The organism is Caulobacter sp. GW822-FHT07D08 (assembly GCF_058798735.1).
This window is the reverse complement of sequence record NZ_JBXAKU010000022.1, coordinates 22,222-37,392: the sequence shown is the minus strand read 5'-3', so window position 1 is coordinate 37,392 and position 15,171 is coordinate 22,222. Positions and strand designations below refer to the sequence as shown.

Below are 15,171 nucleotides of genomic sequence, written 5' to 3'. Positions count from 1 at the left end.
TCAAGCCGCGCGGCGCGTCGGCTCTAGGGAGGCGGCGAGCGCGGACTTGGCCTGGCGCCGGACACGCGAAAGCCACAGCATCATCGCCAGGACGAACGAGACCACCAGGCAGGCGCCCGCGGCGACCAGGGCGCCGCGGACCTCGTGGGCGCCGACGAAGAACGAGCACAGCATCGGCCCGGCGGCCGCGCCGACGGCCTGGACGCTGGGCGCCAGCAGAACCGCCCGCCGCGAAGGATCCGATTCGATGACGAACGGCGCCTGCAGGGTCTGCAGGAAACCCCACGCCAGGCCGTGCAGGCCGGCGAAGGCGATGAACACGCCGGGCCCCGGCAGGCCCCACAGGCCGGCTAGCACCGACAGGAACACCGGCAGACAGACCAGGAACGCGCGGTGATAGGGTATCCGTTCGGCCACCACGGCCGCGAGGCCCGAACCGACGATGGAACTGCCCAGGGCCAGGGCGACGGCGAGCCCGCCCTGGACCGGCGTCAGACCCGCCTGGCCGGCCAACTGCTCGACATAGGCCAGGAACCCGATGAAGAACGAAAACAGGAGGAAGACGGCGGCCAGACTGACATAGGCCGCCTTCGGGATCGGCTCGGCCAGCACCGGCTCATCGCTCGTGTTTCCCGCCAGCGGCGCGAGACTGGCCGGCAGGACGAACGCGACCACCGCCGCCAGGACGGCGCTGGCGCCCAGGGTCGCGAAGCCCGCGTTGGCGCCGAGCGAGGGCGAGACCAGAAGCGGTATGCCGGCCGCGCACGCCACCTGCAGCACCGCCTGGCTGACCAGGAATATCCCGCTCCAGCGGCCGGGCGTCGGCGAGCGCACGATCATCAGCGTGGTCAGCCAGACGAGGCCGCCTTCGGCCAGGCCCGCCAGCGCCCGGATCACCAGGACCCCGAGCCCCGAGACCTCCAGCCCCGCGAGATTGACGCCGGCCAGGACGAGCGCGGCCACGAACCCGACCAGCTTGAGCCGGCGCGGCGGCAGGAAGGCGTCGGCCAGCCCGACGCCCAGTCCGATGGCGAGAAACTCGATCGTCACGCTCCAGCCCAGCTGGTTGACGTCGAGCCGGCCCGCATTGACCAGCCCCCCCAGCACGACCGGCTGAACGCCGGCCATGATCAAGGCGACCGATCCGACCGTCAGGAAAGCCGCGATCTGCCCGGCCGTCGGGCGGCGACCGATCCAGCCGTCGTCGGCTCGCGGGGCGCGCGCCTGGGTGTCCTCGAGCGACATGCATTTCCTCCAACGGGCTTTGGATCAATTCTTCGACGGGTCTTCGCCCGACAGCCCTAGGGTAGTTTTTGCTATCTCAAGAGTATCGTCAACCGGTCTCCCGCTTGATGGGTTCGACCGCGATGCCGCTTTGCTGGGCGCCGGCCGGCCGAGCTTGCGCGCGCCGCCACCACACCGGGTTCGACGCGAACACCCTCGCTAATAGGATAGTTTGAGCTACACTAAACCCACGCGGGCTATGGACGCCGCGCACGCGACGCACCCCGCGGCGGCGACAGGTTCTCTTGACGCAACCCAGTTGCTATTCGACAGCACGCCGCCGATCCGCGGCTCTCTTCAAGGACCCGTGGTGAGCACTCCAGAACTCGAAGCCAAGTCACGGCCGTCCCGGCGCAACGGCATCAACACCTTCGAAGCGATTCTGACGACGACCGGGGAGCTGTTGGCCGAGGTGGGTTTCGAGCGCCTGACGACCAATCTCGTCTGCGAAAGGGCGGGACTGACGCCGCCGGCGCTCTATCGCTACTTTCCGAACAAGTACGCCCTGCTGACCGAGCTGACCCGGCGGCTGATGGACGCCCAGGATCAGGTCGTCTTCGCCTGGGTGGAGTCGGGCGGCGCCCACTGGACCACCCTCGCCGCGGCCGTCGAAAGTCATATCCGGCTGCAAAAGGAGATCATCACCGTCACCCGCGCCTTTCCGGGCGGGCTCTGGATCCTGCGGGCCATCCGCGCCATGCCGCCGCTGCAGGACGTGCGCGTCCAGTCTCGGACGGCGGTGCTGGACCGGATCTTCGCGTTTCGCGTCAAGGACGGCCCCCCGGTCGACGAAGAGCGCCTGAAGCTGTCCATGCGCGTCTCCGAACTGATGAGCTACGCGGCGATGGAGATGCTGGTGGAGGATCCCGAGCTCGACGAGGACATGGTCATCGAGGAAGTCGCCTGGATGATCGGCCGCTACCATTTCGACCTCCCCCGCCGGTCACAGCTATCCAAGGACTGACCGCCCAGGCAGATCGGGCTTAGGCCTCGAGCGAAGCTTGATCGCCTTCCCGGGTCCCGAACGATCGGGCCCCGCCCCCAGCCTAAAGGCCGTGGCCCAGAGCCACGAGTCCCGGTGCGCCCGCCCGGGCCGGCGCCGTGACCGAAGGTCACGACAGGCCCACGGCCCGTCTCCCCCTTCCCTGGTTCTCGGTCGTCCTTCGAGCGGTTTGGCGCGGTTTCGCCCGCAAACCGGGCGCCTGGACCGCCGCGCCACGCCAAGCCGTCCGATCGCTTGCGCTACGCCCCCTTGCGTCGAGATAGTTTTTATTATCGTAATGGCCTGGACCGGTCGGAGTACTGGATAAACGGGGAGTAGAATATGAAAGCGGGTATGTTTCTGAGCTGCGCCGTGCTGGCTTTGTCGGCTGGCGTCGCGGCGGCCCAAACGCACGACAGCACGGCGATCGAGGAGATCGTGGTCACCGCCCAGAAGCGGTCGGAAAACCTTCAGGACGTACCCGTATCGGTCACCGCCCTGACCAGCGACGCCCTGGCCGCGCGCGGCGTCAACAACGTCTTGGCGCTGAACAACCTGGCCCCGGGCATGCGCATCAGCGCCGGCGACGCTGCCGCCAATCCCAAGATCTACATTCGCGGCGTGGGCCTCAGCGACTTCAACCCCAACGCCTCCAGCGGCGTCGGAGTCTATGTCGACGGCGTCTATGTCGGCTCGCCCCTGGCCCAGATGGCGGGGTTCTTCGACCTGGCCCAGGTCGAGGTGCTGCGCGGGCCACAAGGCACCCTCTATGGCCGCAACACCAACGGCGGCGCGATCAACATCACCACCAAGCGCCCTAGCCAGACGTTCGGGGCCGACGCCTCGCTGGAATACGGCAGCTTCAACGCCGTGACCGCCGATCTGGGCGTGGGCGGGCCGATCGTGGCCGACAAGCTGGCCTTCCGGGCAGCCGCCCAATACGTCGAGGACGACGGCTATACCCACAACCGGGTCACCGGCAACGATCTCAACGCGGCCAAACATTGGGCGGGACGGCTGTCGCTGCTCTACACGCCGAGCGAAGATTTCGAGCTGCTGACCCAGGTTAATCGCTACGTCAATCGCGGCGACGCCACCGCGCCCGGACATCGCGCTCTGTTCCCCGCGACGCCGGCGGCCGCCGGTTCGGACGGCTTCTGCGCGGCCAGCGCCTACGCCAGCGGCCAGTGCGCCGACCTGCTGGGCTATGCCGATACCGACAACAATCCCCGCGCCGTGGACGCCAACCTGGAGGGCAAGGACAAGGTCGACCTGTTCGGCGCCTCCAGCCAGGCGACCTGGAAACTGGGCGGCATGTCCCTGATCTCGGTGACGGCTTGGCAGTGGGCCCACCGCAACGACCTGGAAAACACCGACGCCAGCCCCCTGCGGATGATCGAGATCAACTATCGTTCCCGCCAACACCAGTTCACCCAGGAACTGCGCCTGCAGTCGAACGATCCTTCGGCGCGCCTCAACTGGGTCCTGGGCGTCTACTACATGGACGAGCAAGTACAGGACAACACGCGCCAGGACGTGCTGCGCGACCTGCGACCGCTGTTCACCACACCCAGCAATCCCACGGGCCTCAGCCTCGAAAACAGCGTCGCGACCTTCGGCTATCCCTACACCCAGACCACCAAGGGCTACGCCGTCTTCGGCCAAGCGGACTACAAGCTGACCGACAGGCTGACGGGTACGGTGGGCCTGCGCTGGTCGGCCGACGACAAGTCCATGGACTACCAAAGCCAGGCCGAAGACGGCCTGATCGTCATCCTGACCTCCAAGCAGAGCAAGACCTTCTCGGCGGTCTCGGGCCGGCTAGGCCTGCGCTATGCGCTGAGCGACGACGCCAACATCTACGCCACCTACAATCGCGGCTATAAGAGCGGCGGCTTCTTCGGCGGCATGGCCACGACGGCCCAGGAGATGGAGCCCTACGACAACGAGACCCTCGACGCCTACGAACTGGGCTTGAAGTCGGAGTTCTTCGACCGTCGGGTGCGCCTGAACGTGTCGGGCTTCTACTACGATTACAAGAACCAGCAGGTGTTCGCCCAGACCACGCGCAACGGCCTGACCGTGCTGGTGCTCGACAACGCCGCCAACTCCAAGGTCTACGGCGGCGAGGCCGAGGTCACCGCCCGGCCGATCCAGCCCCTGACCCTGAGCGCGGGCGTGTCGCTGCTGCACGCCAAGTACGGGGACTATTTCACCGAGGGCAAGGACTTCACCGGCAACTGGCTGCCGCAGTCGCCGAAGGTGACGTTCAACGCCGCGGCCAACTGGGTCGCGCCGCTGGCGAACGGCGCGTCGATCGTGGCCAATGTCGACGCCAACTATTCGTCGAGGGTCTATTTCGACAACTCCAACGCCGCGCGCCTGTCGCAGGACGCGGTATGGGTGGCCGGCGCTCAGGCCAGCTGGCGCTCGCCCGACCAGAAGATCGAGGCCGGCGCCTTCGCCCGCAACCTGTTCGACAAGACCTACGCCGTGTCGATCTCCAATATCGACAGCCTCGGCGTGGATCTCCTCAGCTACAACCGGCCGCGGAGCTTCGGCGTCTTCCTGCGCTACCACTACTAGCGGGGACGTTCCATTGGCGGCCCAGCCCCTTTCGGCGGCTGGGCTGCTTTGGCGCGGACGGCGCTCAGCGTTGTCCGTAGGACCTGAACCGCTGCAGGATGCGGCTCATCTCGTCCTCGGCCAGCAGATTGGGGCCGCCGATCGCCAGGGTTCCCCAATAGACCGCCGCCTGCTCCTCGACCTCCTCGGTGATGGCCAGGGCGAAGTCGAGATTGGGCGCGGCGACGATCTGGCCATGATTGGCCATCAGGGCGGCGTAGCGGCCGTCCAGCGCCTCGACCACGGTCGCGGCCAGTTCCTCCGAACCAAAGGTGGCGTAGGGCGCGACCGGCACGCTGCTGCCGCCGCTAACGGCGACCATGTAGTGCATGGGCGGGATTTGGAGGCCGGCGCAGGCGAGGATGGTGGCGTGGCGCGAATGGCAATGCACCACCGCCCCCACGTCGGGGCGCCGATCGAGAATCCCCTTGTGCATGCGCCATTCACTGGATGGCTTGAGCGCGCCTTCGGGCGACGAGCCGTCGGGACGGACGAGCACCATATGCTCGGCGGTCAGCCGCGCGGGCGGCACGCCGGTGGGCGTGACCAGCATGTCTTCTCCGCACCGGGCCGAAACATTGCCCGAGGTGCCCCTATTGAGGCCGCGCGCATCCATCGCCTGCATCACCTGCGCCATGCGCTCGCGCAGAGCCGCCTCCTGATTCGTCATGCCCATCACGCCGCCTCGCTCAGCGTCATCTGACGCATCGCGGCCTCGGTGGCCTCGAAGCTCTCGACCTTGCCCAGCGTGGCCAGACCCTGGGCGACCAGCGCGGCGGTGGCCGTGCCGAAACGCGCGGCGTCCAGCGGCGCCCAGCCGCGCGAGAGGGCGGCGATGAATCCCGCGCAATAGGAATCGCCGCAGCTGGTGGTGTCGACCGGCGTGATCGCGTGGGCCGGCAGGGTCGTGCTGACGCCGTCAAGGACCACCACCGAGCCTCGAGCGCCATTCTTGATGACGCAGCCCTTGGCGCCCCACGACCGGAAGGTCCCGGCGGCGGCGAAGAGGTCCTCCTGGCCTGTCAGGAACACCGCCTCGGCGGCGCTGGGCAGGAAGTAGTCGACATGCGGCAGCAGGCGCTTGACCTCGTCGACCGCCGAAGGCTGGGGCGCGATCAGGTCGCAGGTCACGATCGCCCCGGCCCGCGAGGCGGCTCGGACGATCGCCTCCCCCTCGCCGCCGTCGAGCTTGGGACCGCCGACGCCGCCATAGTGCAGAAAGCCCACCCCGGCGGCCGTCTCCAGCGCGCGCGGGGTGACGCGGGCCAGCATCCCCGCGCCCAGCGCGTGGAAGCCCGGGCGAACGCCGCTGGAGGAGACCGCCAGCAGGGTCGTGGAACTGGGCAGGCCCGGCAGAACCTCCAAGTCGGTGACGTCGACCCCGGCGTCAGCCAGGGCCGTGAGGATGAAGCGACCGATCAGGTCGTCGCCCACCGCCGAGATCAGCCGGCTCGGCACGCCGAGGCGAGCCGCCAGCAGGGCCGGAGCGGCCGCCGTGCCAGCCGGAGCGCAGGCGATCCCCTCGATCAGCCCCGTTCCCTCTTCCTTCGGCAGCACGTCGATGGCGCGCGCCACCACGTCCAGGGTCGTCAGCCCAATACACGCCAATCCATTCTTCATCCGACGTCCTCCCTACGCATTGACAGTCACTATGCCTCAGTCATTATAATAGTCAAAACTATCTTATAAGGGGCTGAACTTGACCTGGACGAACAGCAAGGATGCGGCGCTGCGGGAACGCGCCATGGCGGTGATCCCCAATGGGATGTACGGCCACCAGTCGGTCATGCTGCTGCCCGACGACTACCCGCAGTTCTTCGACCGCGCCGAAGGCGCCTATCTCTGGGATGTCGACGGCAACCGCTATATCGACTTCATGTGCGGCTACGGCCCGAACCTGTTCGGCTACGGCCACGCCGCCATCGACCAGGCCTATGTCGAGCGCATGAAGCGGGGCGACACCATGACCGGCCCCGGCCAGGCCATGGTCGAGCTGGCCGAGGCCATGACCGCCCAGGTCAGCCATGCCGACTGGGCGATGTTCTGCAAGAACGGCACCGACGCCACGACCATGGCGATGATGATCGCCCGCAACTTCACCCGGAAGAACACCATCGTCCTGGCCAAAGGCGCCTATCACGGCGCCGCGCCCTGGTGCACGCCGCTGAAGAACGGCGTCACCGAGGCCGACCGCGCCAATCAGGTGTTCTACGAATACAACAACGTCGAGAGCCTGGAGGCGGCGGTCAAGGCGGCCGGCTCGGACCTGGCGGCGATTTTCGCCTCTCCCATCAAGCACGACACCTTCGTCGATCAGGAGCTGCCTGATCCCGAATACGCCCGCCGGGCCCGGGCGCTGTGCGACGAGCACGAAGCGCTGCTGATCGTCGACGACGTGCGCGCCGGCTTCCGCCTGGCCCGCGATTGCAGTTGGTCGCTGGTCGGGGTCAAGCCGGACCTGTCGGCCTGGGGCAAGGCCATCGCCAACGGTCATCCGATCTCCGCCCTGCTGGGCGCCGACAAGGCCCGCTTCGCGGCCGCCACCATCTATGCGACCGGCTCGTTCTGGTTCTCGGCCGCGCCGATGGCCGCCTCGCTGGCGACGCTGAAGCTGATCCGCGAGACCGACTACCTCGAGCGCACCATCGCCTTGGGCGAGCGTCTGCGCGCGGGCCTGGACGAGGCGGCGGACCGCCACGGCTTCTCTCTGCGCCAGACCGGCCCTGCCCAGCTGCCGCTGATCATGTTCGACGAGGATCCGACCGGCGCCAAGGCCTACTTCTGGAACAACGCCCTGCTCAAGCGCGGCGTCTATTTCCATCCCTGGCACAACATGTTCATGACCACGGCCATGACCGACGCCGATATCGACCATACGATCGAGGCGGGCGACGAGGCCTTCAAGCTGCTGAAGGCCGCCGGTCCCCTGCCGCCGGTCGAGAAGCTGGCCTTCCTGCATTCCATGGTCGACTGACGGACCTCGCACCGCCTGGATGCGGCGCCGCCAGACTTGCCCTGGCGGCGCTTCCCGCAACCCATTCAGGCGCGGTTCGCACATCAGCCATGACAAAGGGCCCCTCTTGCCGAGGGGCCCTTCTTTTTAGATGGAATGTGTCGACGGCGCGGTTCAGGCCGGGGTGGCGCGGGTGACGCCAAAGCGCCGCAGGACGTTGTGGGTGATAACCTCGATGAACGGGTCGCGCGCGGCCAGGCCATGAGCCCATTCGGTGGTGCCGCTGTTGAACACCTCGCCCTTCCCGCGCTTGAAGCTGGCGACGACGGCATGACCGCGCAGGACCTTGGCCTGAGCCTCGGGACCGGAGTCTCCGAACATCACCTCGGCGACCACGTCCAGTTTCTCGGGCGGGATGATCGGGAAGTAACCCCGGCTGGCTTCCTCGCCGAAGGCGCAGGGCGCGACGCCGATGATCTCCAGAGTCTCGGGTACGCCCAGCATCGGCACGGCCTTGGGCAGGCCGTCGTCGCCGAACTGGAAGCGGCAGCCGTCGCTCTCGTAGCCGATCAGCGGCAGATCACCGCCGATCACGTCGCCGTAGAACAGATCCGAGCCCTCCAAGGCCCAGTGGCGGTCGTCATAGACCGTGAAACCGGCCTGGCCGCGCGACACGCACATGCCCAGACGATGGTAGCCGGCGAAGACGAAGCTCAGTCCCGTCAGCGCGGCCTCGGGCCGTTGGAAGGCCGGGTGCGACCACAGGTGCGTGGCCTTCTCGGGCGGAACGTCCTCGGCCTCGAAACCCTTCCATTTGTGGCAGACATAGGTCTTGCCGTCGTTCTCCCAGCGCACCTTCCAGAAGCAGCTGTTGCCCGACAGGATCGCGGCGTTGCCGCCCGCGTCGACGAAGCGCTCGACCTGGTCGCGCTGGCCTCCCGACCAGTATTCGCTGTGGCCCACGAACAGCGCAGCCGCGTAGCCTTCGAGGAGATCCTGTTCGGCGTCCAGGTCGTAGTCGGTGGCGAAGTCCAGCGCGTAGCCGTTCGATTCCGCCCAGGCCACGAAGGCGTGCTCCCACTTGTGCAGGAAGCCGGCCGAGCCGTCGTAGGGCGAGGCCCGATGCTCGACCATCCAGGCCATGTCCGAGGCCCAGGGGGTCTCCTCGAATCCACGCTTGCGCAGGTTGATCAGCCGAGGCGGGTTGGGCGGCGGCGCGACAATCAGCGGCGGAAACGGACGCTGGGTCGACAGGACGCCGATCGCCTCGTCCATGGCCTGGGCGAACGGAACCTGCCCGCTCATCAGGCCGGTGACGTTCGAATAGGCGTTGGCGCCGCCCCAGTAATTGTAGGCTTGGTAGGTGTTGGTCGACAGCACCATCAGGGCGCTCGAACGACGCACGCCGACCGGCGACTTGACGACCACGAAGTGATGGGCCTGCCCGCCGCTCGCGTCGGTCAGGACGATATCGTAGTAGCCCGAGGCCCATGCCTCGCCGACCTCGACCTCAAGGGCGACGGGCCAGCCGCAGCCGTCGCGGTCGGCGTTGGCCGGAACCGGATGGTGGTCGACGCTCACGTCGTCGCGCTCCAGAACCGTCAGGCGCTCGGCGCCGATCCGGGTGATCGACAGGCGGCACGGACCGTTTTCGGCGCTGGCATGGAGGGCGAAGCGCTCGCCAGGGCGCACGCTCAGGCGGTCGGTATAGCAAGCGAGCATTCGGTTCCCCCTTCAGACTCCGGCCAAGCCGCGCGGATCACGGGGCGCCTCTGGCCTACTGGTTTGTCGCGGCCCGTTCAGCGCCGGACCATGGAGTAGTTTTTACTATTCTATTTGCGGCGATCGCAAGCCACAACTCGCTTCCAGGACGGGAGCAAGGAAGGGCGCGCGCGACATCAAGCGCGGCGCGCGCTCTCGAGATCGTCGGCGTGGATGGCCGGGTCGGATCTGTGTCTTTGCCTGCTCCTCGAGCCAACCGAAGAAGGTCTCAATCTGGTCGCGCAGAAGACCGCAATCCAGAAAGGACGAAGGAACCGCCACGCCGCCCTCTTCCCGACCGCTGAGTAGATCAATGAACTTACTCGCGTCGAAAGATGCTTGGGCGGGCTTGGACTGGACGCTCGGGCCAAAGCCCATCGCCAGCGCTGAAAATTCGTCAGGGATCATTGGAGCCTCGCGAACGGCGGGGATCAAAATCCGTGTCGCCGTTTGCTGACGTTGGCATGGTGGCGAGCGTCGCTCGATATCTGAGGGACCTAGCGCGCCGCCTCAAAGATGTTACAAAGTAACAATGCACCCCTCCACTCTCCCCTCCGCTCACCGTTTCTTCGATCAGGACATGGCAGACGCCTATGACCGTCGAAACGATGCGCTCGCACCGATCTCGACCAATCTCCACTTTCTGCTCCGGCTAGTCCTGGCCGACCTTCCCGTCGACGCGCGAGTGCTTTGCGTGGGTGTGGGCACCGGAGCGGAAATCCTGTCGCTGGCCGCGGCCTTTCCGGGCTGGTTCTTCGTCGGCGTCGATCCGTCCGCGGAAATGTTGGCGGTGGGGCGACGACGCCTCGAACAGGCGGGTATCCTGCACCGTTGTGAACTTGTTCAGGGCTATGTCGAAGACGCTCCTCGCGAGGCGTTCGACGCCGTTGTAAGTCTGCTGGTCGCACACTTCATTAAAGGCGAAGGTCGGCCAGCATTCTACGGGGCCATCCATGATCGCCTCAAATCGGGCGGCCGTTTCGCAAGCGCCGAGATCAGCGGCGACCTCGACGCGCCGGAGTTTCCCGCGATGCTTGAGGACTGGAAGCAGGTTCAGACGCTCATGGGCGCGACGCCGCAATCACTAGAGAAGCTGGGCGACATGATGCGCGATGCCTTGGGCGTCCTGAGCCCCGACGAGACGCGGACCTTGGTTCGCGCTGCGGGCTTCGCCATGCCGATCCCGTTCTTTCAGGCCTTCATGATCCGAGGCTGGCACGCGGTGAGGCCTTAACGACGCAGAGACCAAGTCATCCCGCCGGCAGTCAAGGCCGCGCCATTTCCGGACGTTGGCCCCTTCCGAGAAGGCGATGCTCGCCACTGTCAGCGGTCAGGATTGAATCGCTCCATCCAGTCCGCCAGGTCTCCGGGACCGAGACCCGCCATGATATCGGCGTAGCCGTCATCGCGCTCATCCTGGCCAAGCTTGAAGCGGCCGTCCAAACGTTCGACATCGGCGCGAAACGCCATCACCCCACGGCCGAGACGGTGCAAGCGCTCCCCCATCTCGTCTGGCGACCACGCCTTTGGTCGATCGACCTCCATGGCGCTGGAAAGCCGATCAAGGGCCTCATCGACGGTGACGGCGCTTAACCGCACCCGAACTTCGATGCGCAGTACAGCGTAGTTCCAAGTCGGAGCCTGGGTTCGGTCAGACATCCAGGATGGCGAGATGTAGCCATGGGGCCCCATGAACAGCGCCAGCGCTTTCGCATCCCGCTCCAGCGCCTCGACCTGAGGGTTCGAGCGCGCCATATGTCCGGTCAGCGAGACCAGGCGCCCTTCCCCATCAAGATCGGCCAGCAACGGCAAGGGCGTGGCGTGGAAGCCAGTAGGGCCACTACTGACGATCCAAGCCAGGGGATAGGCGGCGATCAGGTCCGCGACGTCTTGGTTCGTCCACGTCGAAAAGGGATGGATCATCGATCGGAGGGTTTCAGGCGGAAGCACTGGTCGTCACCCGCGCGCGACGTCGTTTAGCGCGGCCGGCGGCGTTGCGGCGATCCAGGACGACGCCTGCTCGTAGGCGTGACCGAGCTTGAGCACCGCGAGGTCGGCGTGGTTGGGCCCGATGATCTGCAGGCCGATGGGCAGGTGTCGAGCTCCCCCAAAGCCGGCGGGGACCGCCAGCACCGGCAGTCCGGCCATGGTCGCCGGCAGGGTCACCTCCATCCAGCGGTGATAGCTATCCATCTGGACGCCGGCGATTTCCTTGGGCCAGCGCGTGGCGTTCTCGAACGGGAAGACCTGGGCCGTCGGCAGCACCAGGAAGTCGAAGCGCTCGAACGCCGCGCGGAACGCCTGGTAGATGCGCGCCCGCCCCGCCGAGGCCACGGCCAGTTGCGGGGCGGTCAGCTTCATGCCGCCCTCCACTTCCCAGATCGCTTCGGGCTTCATCAGCGCGCGCTTGGCCGGGTCGTCGTAGAAGCCCTGCAGATCCGCGCCGACGGACCAGTGGCGCAGCGTCACCGCCGTGCGCCACATGTCGGCCGCCGGCTCGGAGAGGCTGGCGGCCTCGACCTGCATGCCGATCGTCCTGAAGGCCTCCAGCGCCTTGACGCAGGTGTCTAGGACGCCGGCCTCCATCGGCAAGGCGCCGCCCAGGTCGCCCAGCCAGCCGATCCGCTTGCCCTTCCAGTCCTGATCCAGCGCCCCGGCGAAGATCGATGGGTCGTCGGCCAGCGAGAATGGCGAGCGCGGGTCCGAGCCCGCCTGGACCGAGAGAAGCAGGGCTAGGTCCTCGACGTGTCGCGCCATGGGGCCGGACGTGGCGAAATTCTGCCAGAACACGTCGCTATTGGGGACCGACGGCACGCGGCCAAACGAGGGGCGGAAGCCGAAGACGTTGTTCCAGCCGGCCGGGTTGCGCAGCGATCCGCCGAAGTCGCTGCCGTCGGCCAGGGGGACCATTCGCAGCGCCAGCGCGACCGCACCGCCGCCGGTGCTGCCGCCGGCCGAGCGGTCGGGCGCGTAGGCGTTGCCGGTGACGCCGAACAGGGGGTTGAAGCTGTGGGAGCCCAGCGCGAATTCCGGCACGTTGGTCTTGCCGATGAAGATCATGCCGGCCTTGCGCATACGCTCCACGACGAGGCTGTCGGCGGCGGGAAGGTTGTCGCGCAGGATCGGCGAGCCCTGGGTGCTGCGGATGCCCTTGACCGGGGCGGTGTCCTTGACCGCGTGCGGCAGGCCATGCAGCGGGCCGTGGAACCGGCCTGCGGCCGCGTCGTCGTCCAGCGCCGCCGCCTGCTTCAGCAGCACCTCGCTGTCGACACGCGAGACGATGGCGTTGAAGCGCGGGTTCAGGCGGTCGATCTGGGTCAGGTGGGCGGCCATGATCTCGCGGCTGGAAAGATCCCGGCGCCGGATCGCGGCGACCATTTCGCGCGCGCCCATGGCCACGATCCCCTGCCCTGCCCCGCTCGTAGCCTGGGCGAAGGTCGGTGTGGCCACGGCGGCGGTCGCGGCGGCCAGCAGCGTGCGGCGGCTCATTTCCAGGGGCGTACCGGACATTGTGTCGTTCCTCTTCGGGATCACAGATGCGCGTCGAACCAGGCCAGCACCCGTTCCTGGATGTCGGTCTGGTGGGCGGGCTCGTAGGTCCAGTGCGGCTCGCGCGGATAGCTGACCATGGTCGCGTCCTTCCCCAGCAGGCGCAGGCCCCGATAGAAGGACAGGCCCAGGGTGACGGGAACTCGGCGATCCTGCTCGCCGTGCAGCACCAGCACCGGGACCTTCACGCGGTCGATGAACCGCACGGGCGACGAGGCCTCCATTCGCGCGAGATTGCCGAGCGTGCGCCCGAAATAGCCGGCGACGAAGTCCGGCGTGTCAGTGGTCAGCAGCATGGGCGCGATATCGACCGGCGCGGCGCCGACGATAGCGGTCTTGAAGCGGTCGCTGTGGGTCACCGCCCAGGCCGACAGGAAGCCGCCGTAGCTCCAGCCGCCGATGCCGACGCGAGCGGGGTCGGTGATCTTCTGGGCCACCAGCATGTCCAGGCCGTCCAGCACGTCCTGGAAGTCGCCGCCGCCCCAGTCGTTGATCGGGCCCCGTGTGAAGCCGATATCCTGGCCATCCGAGCCGCGCGGATTGGGCAGCAGCACCGCATAGCCATGGGTGGCCAGCATCTGGGCCCACTCGTGCCAGCTGCCCAGCCAGCCCGACCACCAGAAGCCCTCGGGACCACCATGCCCCTGGATCACTGTCTTGATCGGCGCGCCAGCGACATAGCCCGGCGGCGTCACCAAGGTTCCGTAGACCTTGTGGCCGTCCTTGCTGCTGGTCCAGCTCACCTCGCGCACCTGGCCCAGGGTCCATTGGCGCACCTGAGGATTGAGGTCGGTCAGGGGTTCGGCGGCGGTCCGGCCCGGCGTCCACAGCCAGACGTCGTCGGGACGGGTCGGCGTGTCGCCGGCCAGGGCCACGCGTCCTCCCTCGGAGCTGAAGCCGCTCAGCCGGCCGTCGAAGGCCAGCAAGGTCTTGATCCGCCCGTCCCTGGCGTCGATGCGCACCAGCTTGGAGCGCGTAGTCTCGAACGACTGCGCCAGAAGCGACCGGCCGTCGGCGGCCCACTCCAGGCGCGTGAGGTGACCAGGATGGTCCTCACCGATCTTCAGCCGGCGGTCGCCGTCGACGTCGACGATCCAGGCTCGCAGGCCGATATACTGTTCGCGTAGCTGCGCGAAGGCCAGGCGCTTGCCGTCGGGCGACCACTCACCCGGCCCAGAGGCCTCGCGCAGCAGGGTTCGAGCCGCACCGGTGGCGGCGTCGATGATCACCACATCGGAATGATAGAAGTGGTCGTTCAGCCCGGTGCTGTCGGCCACCCGCGCCGACAGCCGCTTGCCATCCGGCGACCAGCGCGCCTCGGCGATGTTGCGGCCTTCGATCGCGATGCGACGAGGCTGGCCGCCGGCGGCCTCCAGCAGCCAGAGGCGGCCCAGATCACCGGGGTCGTCGATCGTCATCTGGTCGCGCTTGGCCGCGGCGTCGGCCTTCTGCTGCTCGGTCTTGGGATCGCCGGCGACATAGGCCAGGACCTTGCCGTCGGACGATCGCGAGAAGTTACGCACCTCGGTCACCGAAGCCGTCAGCCGCCGGGCCGGACCTCCGTCCAAGGACGCCGTCCACACCTGCCTGGATGCGATGCCGGTCACCGACGGATCCGCCTGGTTGGACAGGAAAGTGATATCTCGCCCGTCCTCCGACCAGCGCGGCGTGTTCTCGATCTGGGTCCCGGCGGTCAGGCGGCGCGGCGGCGCGCGGCGGTCGACGGGCGCGATCCAGATCGCCGACCGCGACGGACGCTGGGTCGAAAGCGTGGGCGTGACGACATAGGCCACGCGCTTGCCGTCCGGCGACAGTTGTGGGTCCGATGCGTCGGTCAGCCCCATGATGTCCTGCGGACGGATCGGCTGGGCCGGTGCGGCGGCAACGGGCCAGCCGCCCAGCAGCGCCACCGCGGTCAGCATCAGTGCAAATCGAAGTCCGCCGGCCATGCGCCCGCCTCAGGTCTTGCTGGGAAAGGAACTCGGCGCGCCGCCCGAAAGGACGGCGCGCCGAGGCG

12 protein-coding genes are annotated in these 15,171 nt (G+C 67.5%); 4 read left to right on the top strand and 8 right to left on the bottom strand.

What is annotated here, in order from left to right; all coding sequences use genetic code 11:
* A complete protein-coding gene (locus tag AC1RJ9_RS25185) occupies positions 1–1,245 on the bottom strand; it encodes an MFS transporter (RefSeq protein ID WP_492841003.1) in 1,245 nt (414 codons plus the stop codon).
* A 349-nt stretch (positions 1,246–1,594) separates the two neighbouring features.
* On the opposite strand from AC1RJ9_RS25185, the gene AC1RJ9_RS25180 reads away from it, so the two are divergent.
* Complete coding sequence (locus tag AC1RJ9_RS25180) at positions 1,595–2,248, top strand: TetR/AcrR family transcriptional regulator (RefSeq protein ID WP_492841005.1); 654 nt, start codon at positions 1,595–1,597, stop codon at positions 2,246–2,248.
* 360 nt (positions 2,249–2,608) lie between these two features.
* Positions 2,609–4,852 carry a TonB-dependent receptor gene (locus tag AC1RJ9_RS25175; protein WP_492841007.1) on the top strand — a complete coding sequence of 748 codons (2,244 nt, stop codon included), beginning with the start codon at positions 2,609–2,611 and terminating at the stop codon, positions 4,850–4,852.
* 64 nt (positions 4,853–4,916) lie between these two features.
* Here AC1RJ9_RS25175 and AC1RJ9_RS25170 read toward each other — a convergent pair whose 3' ends face one another.
* Positions 4,917–5,567: a class II aldolase/adducin family protein gene (locus AC1RJ9_RS25170; RefSeq protein WP_492841009.1), complete on the bottom strand. Its 651-nt coding sequence runs from the start codon at positions 5,565–5,567 to the stop codon at positions 4,917–4,919.
* A complete protein-coding gene (locus AC1RJ9_RS25165; RefSeq protein WP_492841011.1) occupies positions 5,567–6,511 on the bottom strand; it encodes a carbohydrate kinase family protein in 945 nt (314 codons plus the stop codon). The genes AC1RJ9_RS25170 and AC1RJ9_RS25165 overlap by 1 nt, the downstream gene beginning before the upstream one ends.
* A gap of 79 nt (positions 6,512–6,590) precedes the next feature.
* Here AC1RJ9_RS25165 and AC1RJ9_RS25160 point away from each other — a divergent pair, with 79 nt between their 5' ends.
* Positions 6,591–7,865, top strand: a complete 1,275-nt coding sequence (locus AC1RJ9_RS25160; RefSeq protein ID WP_492841013.1) for an aminotransferase class III-fold pyridoxal phosphate-dependent enzyme — start codon at positions 6,591–6,593, stop codon at positions 7,863–7,865.
* A gap of 153 nt (positions 7,866–8,018) precedes the next feature.
* Here the strand turns inward: AC1RJ9_RS25160 and AC1RJ9_RS25155 are convergent, their stop codons facing one another.
* Together AC1RJ9_RS25155 and AC1RJ9_RS25150 are read right to left on the bottom strand one after the other, a co-directional pair.
* Positions 8,019–9,566 (bottom strand): N,N-dimethylformamidase beta subunit family domain-containing protein, encoded by a 1,548-nt coding sequence (locus tag AC1RJ9_RS25155; RefSeq protein ID WP_492841015.1) that lies wholly within the window; start codon positions 9,564–9,566, stop codon positions 8,019–8,021.
* 105 nt (positions 9,567–9,671) lie between these two features.
* Positions 9,672–10,013 carry a hypothetical protein gene (locus AC1RJ9_RS25150; protein WP_492841017.1) on the bottom strand — a complete coding sequence of 114 codons (342 nt, stop codon included), beginning with the start codon at positions 10,011–10,013 and terminating at the stop codon, positions 9,672–9,674.
* Positions 10,014–10,185: 172 nt separating this feature from the next.
* Between AC1RJ9_RS25150 and AC1RJ9_RS25145 the strand changes: the two genes are divergently transcribed.
* A complete protein-coding gene (locus AC1RJ9_RS25145; protein WP_492841019.1) occupies positions 10,186–10,839 on the top strand; it encodes a class I SAM-dependent methyltransferase in 654 nt (217 codons plus the stop codon).
* A gap of 89 nt (positions 10,840–10,928) precedes the next feature.
* Here the strand turns inward: AC1RJ9_RS25145 and AC1RJ9_RS25140 are convergent, their stop codons facing one another.
* The 3 genes from AC1RJ9_RS25140 to AC1RJ9_RS25130 are packed head-to-tail and all read right to left on the bottom strand — an operon-like array spanning position 10,929 to position 15,103.
* On the bottom strand, positions 10,929–11,528 hold the full coding sequence (locus AC1RJ9_RS25140) for an FMN-binding negative transcriptional regulator (RefSeq protein WP_492841021.1): 600 nt from the start codon (positions 11,526–11,528) through the stop codon (positions 10,929–10,931).
* A gap of 33 nt (positions 11,529–11,561) precedes the next feature.
* Positions 11,562–13,115 carry an amidase gene (locus AC1RJ9_RS25135; protein WP_492841023.1) on the bottom strand — a complete coding sequence of 518 codons (1,554 nt, stop codon included), beginning with the start codon at positions 13,113–13,115 and terminating at the stop codon, positions 11,562–11,564.
* Between the two features lie 20 nt (positions 13,116–13,135).
* On the bottom strand, positions 13,136–15,103 hold the full coding sequence (locus tag AC1RJ9_RS25130; RefSeq protein ID WP_492841025.1) for an alpha/beta fold hydrolase: 1,968 nt from the start codon (positions 15,101–15,103) through the stop codon (positions 13,136–13,138).
* Positions 15,104–15,171 lie beyond the last annotated feature (68 nt).